The sequence below is a fragment of the Acetivibrio ethanolgignens genome (genome assembly GCF_001461035.1).
Classification (GTDB): Bacteria; Bacillota; Clostridia; order Lachnospirales; family Lachnospiraceae; genus Velocimicrobium; species Velocimicrobium ethanolgignens.
Genome location: NZ_LNAM01000017.1, coordinates 410 through 4,810, shown reverse-complemented (window position 1 = coordinate 4,810; position 4,401 = coordinate 410). Strand labels below are relative to the sequence as shown.

Sequence of the window (4,401 nt, the reverse complement as noted above, 5' to 3'; positions counted from 1 at the left end):
TTGTTAGATTTATTATATCTTATTAGCCACTCCTGTTACAACTTTATTATATCACTTCAATGCTTCATAGCGTAGCGGTACATAAGGTTGAATAAACTTTTCATACGCGCCTTAGTGCTATCGCCTACCTTAGCGTCTTTTATCGTCTATTCTAAGTGCTTTATCCGGGTTAGGGACTACGATTTAATGGAACTGCTGGAAGCTATGTTAGAAGCTGGATATTTTGGAATCCTGGAAACGCTTAAGAACACTATAAGGAAAACGGCTAAGAAGGTGTCAGAAATTGACACTAAGAAGCAGCAGAAAACCCAGGAAATTACAGGGCTTGCGGGGGCTATGAATGAGCCGGAAGCGGCAGCAGATGAAAGCCAGGCGGCAGCAGTTGTTAACGGCGAATAAAAACAAGTCTAATATCTGGCGGCGATTACATGGGCTTCCGGCGAAAAGAAAGATTAAGAAACATTGAAAAAAGCATTGAAAAATAGTACTAAATATAGTACTATAATATCAAGAAAGGAGTGTGGCAAGTGCCAAGCGTAGAAAAGATAATTGACAAGATGAAGCGGCAGCCTAACGGAATACGCCTGGAAGAAGCTGATAAGGTATTAAGGGCTTACGGTTATGAAGCGGTAAGACAGAAGGGAAGCCACAAGCAGTATTTAAACAAAGAAACAGGCGACCTAACGACAATCAAACAGGAAAGCCCGTTAAAGAAAGCGTATGTAGTGGATATTCTTAATAGGATAGGGGAGTAAATCCCATATCCTGGATATAATATAATCAAGACAAGGAAGGAGCGTAAACAATGGAAGTTAAGGACTATATGAAGTTACCGTATACAAGATTAGTACAGGAAATCAATGACGAAAGCGGGCATTATTTTTATGGCAGAATCTTAGAACTTGACGGCTGCCAAAGTACAGGCGATACGTTGGAAGAACTGTACGAAAGTCTTAACGAAGCTATGGAAGGATATATAGAAGTCAAGTTAGAAAATAACTTACCTATTCCCGTCCCGGAAACAGCAGATAGTTATAGCGGAAAGTTTGTGGTAAGGCTGCCGAAGTCTTTACATCAGCGGTTAGCTATCGAAGCAGACAAAGAGGGCGTAAGCCTTAATCAACTTGCATTATATAAGCTGGCACTTTAAATATAAGGGCTATCGGCTAAGGCTGGTAGCCCTTTTAAACTGTACAAAGGCGGAAAGGAGCCCATGTAGGAACACGTAAACAGCACAGGCCGAGTTCTTTATCAATGAAATAAAAGTAATAATGGAGACATTTGCTCTGGTCAAATTTGAGGAATGTCTTGCCAGTCATTTTGTCATGCCATGGCTTATAAGTATTACACTGTTCTATGGCAGAAAAGATATGGATCAGCCCCTCGGTCATCAAAAATACGGATAGAATTCGCTTTCAAGTAACTGGTCATACCTTCAGCGTGGCTCCATCCAGGAATGTATCCTTGAATGATCATGCGGTCATAACAGGTAATCGTACCATAGATTTTGTCAGCATATTTATCCGTAAGTAACATAAACACATCCTCCAACGTTTTTCTTTATTGTACTCAAAACGTAGAGGAAATGCAAAACTTTTCCGGTTCATCCGGGTTAGGAACTAAGGCATTAAACGGGTCTTTGACACTTCATTTTTAGAAATATTATAAAGAATCTTTTATTTAAGCCGTTTTCGGCTTATTTTTTTGTCAAATTTTGTGTTTTTTCTGTACTTGTTTGTAATTGTGTGTTATAATACACATAGAGGTGATTTTTGTTATGTATGTAAACATTACTGGTAGTCCAAACAGCAAGGACGTATATATTTATCAATCTTATCGTAAAAGCAACGGAAAATCGTCTTCTCGCATTTATAAAAAGCTTGGGAAATACAATGACCTTTTAGAACAGTTTTCAGGCGACAAAGAAAAAATGATGGCCTGGGCAAGGGAAGAGGCTGCAAAGGAAACTGCCCTTTATAACCAGCAAAGAGAACAGATTTCTGTCACTTTCTCCCAAACTGCACGCATTCCTTTGGAGGAAGAACGCTTATTTAACGTAGGATATCTTTTTTTGCAGCAACTATGTTCCGAACTTAGACTGGATAACATTTGCAGAAATATTCGTAACCGCCATAAATTCACTTACGATTTTCATGCGATTCTCACCGATTTAATTTATGCAAGAATCTTATCTCCTTCCAGTAAAATGAGCAGTTTTTCTTTCTGTCATTCTCTTTTGGAAGCACCTAAGTATTCCTTACAAAATGTTTATCGGGCTCTTTCTGTTATGGCAGAGGAATCTGATTACATTCAGGAAGAACTTTATCGAAATTCAAATTTTGTGCATCATCGAAATTCAAAAATCCTGTATTATGATTGCACTAATTACTATTTCGAAATTGAAGAAGAAAGTGGGGATAAAAAATATGGCAAAAACAAAGAACATCGACCTAATCCTATCGTTACCATGGGACTTTTTATGGATGCTGATGGTATCCCGCTTGCTTTTGATATTTTCCCCGGAAATCAAAACGAACAGCTTACTTTGAAACCATTGGAGACAAAAGTAATCAAAGATTTTGATTGCAGCGAATTTATCTTTTGTTCCGATGCTGGTTTGGGCAGCGTGAAAAACCGATTTTTGAACAGCTTTGGGAATCGCTCTTATGTGATTACATACTCCTTGAAAAAAATGAAAAAGGAAGACCAGGACATTGCTCTGAAACCCACTCAGTTCAGAGTTCCAGGTTCTAACAAGATGGTTGATTTAAGAACTCTTGACGAAACGGATCCTAAAGTGTTCAATACAGTTTATTACAAAGAAGTCCCCCTTGTGACAGGAGATATGGATGAAACGATTATTGTTACTTACTCACCTAAATATAAAGCTTATCAGCAAAAAATTCGTGGCCGCCAGATTGAGCGTGCACTGAAAATGATGCAGTCTCCCGGCAAATGCAGACGAGGAAAAAATCAAAATGACCCTGCACGTTTCATTCAAAAAACCTCCATTACGTCAGATGGTGAAATCGCAGATAAATCTGTTTATGAATTAGACGAAGAACGCGTTCGTGAAGAAGCAATGTATGACGGTTTTTATGCTGTTGTAACAAACCTGGAAGATAATCCGGCTGAAATCATTAAGATTAACAAACAACGCTGGGAAATCGAAGAGAACTTCCGAATCATGAAATCCGATTTCGAAGCCAGACCTGTTTATGTACAAAGAAGTGACCGTATCAAAGCACATTTTCTTACGTGTTATATCAGTCTCTTAGTATATCGCTTATTAGAAAAGAAACTGGGAGAAAGATTTACATGTAATCAGATTTTGGAAACACTACGTGGTATGAATATGACGCTATTAAGTAAAGATAGTGGTTATATTCCATCTTACAAACGTACTAAGTTGACAGATTCTCTTCATAGTACATTTGGTTTTAGAACAGACTTTGAATTTATATCAAAAGCCTCCATGCGAGGGATTATTTCAAAGACAAAAAAGATAAATAGCACAAAATCGAAAATATAGTACATATCGATGCAAACGAGCAAACAGCCATAAAGCCCATGAACACAAGCTTTGTGGCTGTTTTGTCTCGTATTAACTGTCAAAGATGGGATTATACACGATAAGGTTTGAAAAGTAAACTAGCCAAAGGGATAGACTCACGACAAACGCATGAATGTGTTCCTCAACCACGCCTATGCACTAAGTTCAAAAATTATAAAGACATAAGCTTCTCTAAATGCTTTTCTGGATCTGTTCCAATCGCATACCGCTTCTTTTTCATGCTCAACGGACGGCTTCCTACTTCTAAAAGTTTTAGCATATTCAAGGCAAGTTTTCTTATAATGTTCAGATTATAGGATGCCTGCTTTTCTAATGTGCGATTCCCATCTTCTCGAAATGTTACATCTAAATGCCAATGATAGCTTTCTACCATCCAGTGCCCACGCACTGCTCTCTCTGCTTCTTCTATATCGGTCGGCAGGCTGCTTATAAAATATCTTTCTTCTACAGCCGCACTGCCGTCTGCTCCTACTATTGTATTGCGGGTCAGAATAATGCTCTTTAATCCTGACCATTCTTTCTTCTGACTTAACCATGGGATGTCTTCTGTCTGCCAGTATTCTCGTTTCTCCATGTTCCCTCGACCCTTTTCTATTCTCTTTTTATAAGCACATTTCTCAAGAAATTCTTTATCTGCAAAATATTCCCTCACATCCTCCAGCAGATTCCCCTGGTTTGCCTTTAGTGCCAGAACATAATCTGCACGCTTTTGTCGGATCTTCTTTACAATAGCTGTCTGGGTTCCCATGGCATCGGTTGTTATGATTGTCCCTTTTATATTCAGATTATCCAGCAATTCCGGTATCGCTTTGATCTCATTTGTTTTT

Annotated in this window: 5 protein-coding genes and 1 pseudogene; 4 read left to right on the top strand and 2 right to left on the bottom strand. The window is 38.5% G+C overall.

The genetic code is table 11. From position 1 onward, the window contains the following. Positions 1–186 precede the first annotated feature (186 nt). The 3 genes from ASU35_RS02005 to ASU35_RS01995 all read left to right on the top strand — a co-directional run bounded on the left by ASU35_RS02005 (position 187) and on the right by ASU35_RS01995 (position 1,150). A complete protein-coding gene (locus ASU35_RS02005; RefSeq protein ID WP_058351433.1) occupies positions 187–399 on the top strand; it encodes a hypothetical protein in 213 nt (70 codons plus the stop codon). A gap of 128 nt (positions 400–527) precedes the next feature. Then, positions 528–755 carry a type II toxin-antitoxin system HicA family toxin gene (locus ASU35_RS02000; protein WP_058351432.1) on the top strand — a complete coding sequence of 76 codons (228 nt, stop codon included), beginning with the start codon at positions 528–530 and terminating at the stop codon, positions 753–755. A gap of 50 nt (positions 756–805) precedes the next feature. Beyond that, complete coding sequence (locus ASU35_RS01995) at positions 806–1,150, top strand: type II toxin-antitoxin system HicB family antitoxin (protein WP_058351431.1); 345 nt, start codon at positions 806–808, stop codon at positions 1,148–1,150. A gap of 46 nt (positions 1,151–1,196) precedes the next feature. Here the strand turns inward: ASU35_RS01995 and ASU35_RS20870 are convergent. Then, a pseudogene (locus tag ASU35_RS20870) lies at positions 1,197–1,536 on the bottom strand (MarR family transcriptional regulator); the annotation flags it as partial. A gap of 241 nt (positions 1,537–1,777) precedes the next feature. Between ASU35_RS20870 and ASU35_RS01985 the strand changes: the two are divergent. Continuing rightward, positions 1,778–3,532, top strand: a complete 1,755-nt coding sequence (locus ASU35_RS01985) for an IS1634 family transposase (protein WP_058351429.1) — start codon at positions 1,778–1,780, stop codon at positions 3,530–3,532. Between the two features lie 193 nt (positions 3,533–3,725). Here the strand turns inward: ASU35_RS01985 and ASU35_RS01980 are convergent. Next, a partial coding sequence (locus tag ASU35_RS01980) for an ISAs1 family transposase (protein ID WP_172794577.1) occupies positions 3,726–4,401 on the bottom strand: 676 nt, incomplete at its 5' end.

Excerpts from the sequence above, each read along its gene's own strand:
- ASU35_RS02005 (WP_058351433.1), top strand. The coding sequence starts at position 187 with ATGGAACTGCTGGAAGCTATGTTAGAAGCTGGATATTTTGGAATCCTG.
- ASU35_RS01995 (WP_058351431.1), top strand. The coding sequence starts at position 806 with ATGGAAGTTAAGGACTATATGAAGTTACCGTATACAAGATTAGTACAG.
- ASU35_RS01985 (WP_058351429.1), top strand. The coding sequence starts at position 1,778 with ATGTATGTAAACATTACTGGTAGTCCAAACAGCAAGGACGTATATATT.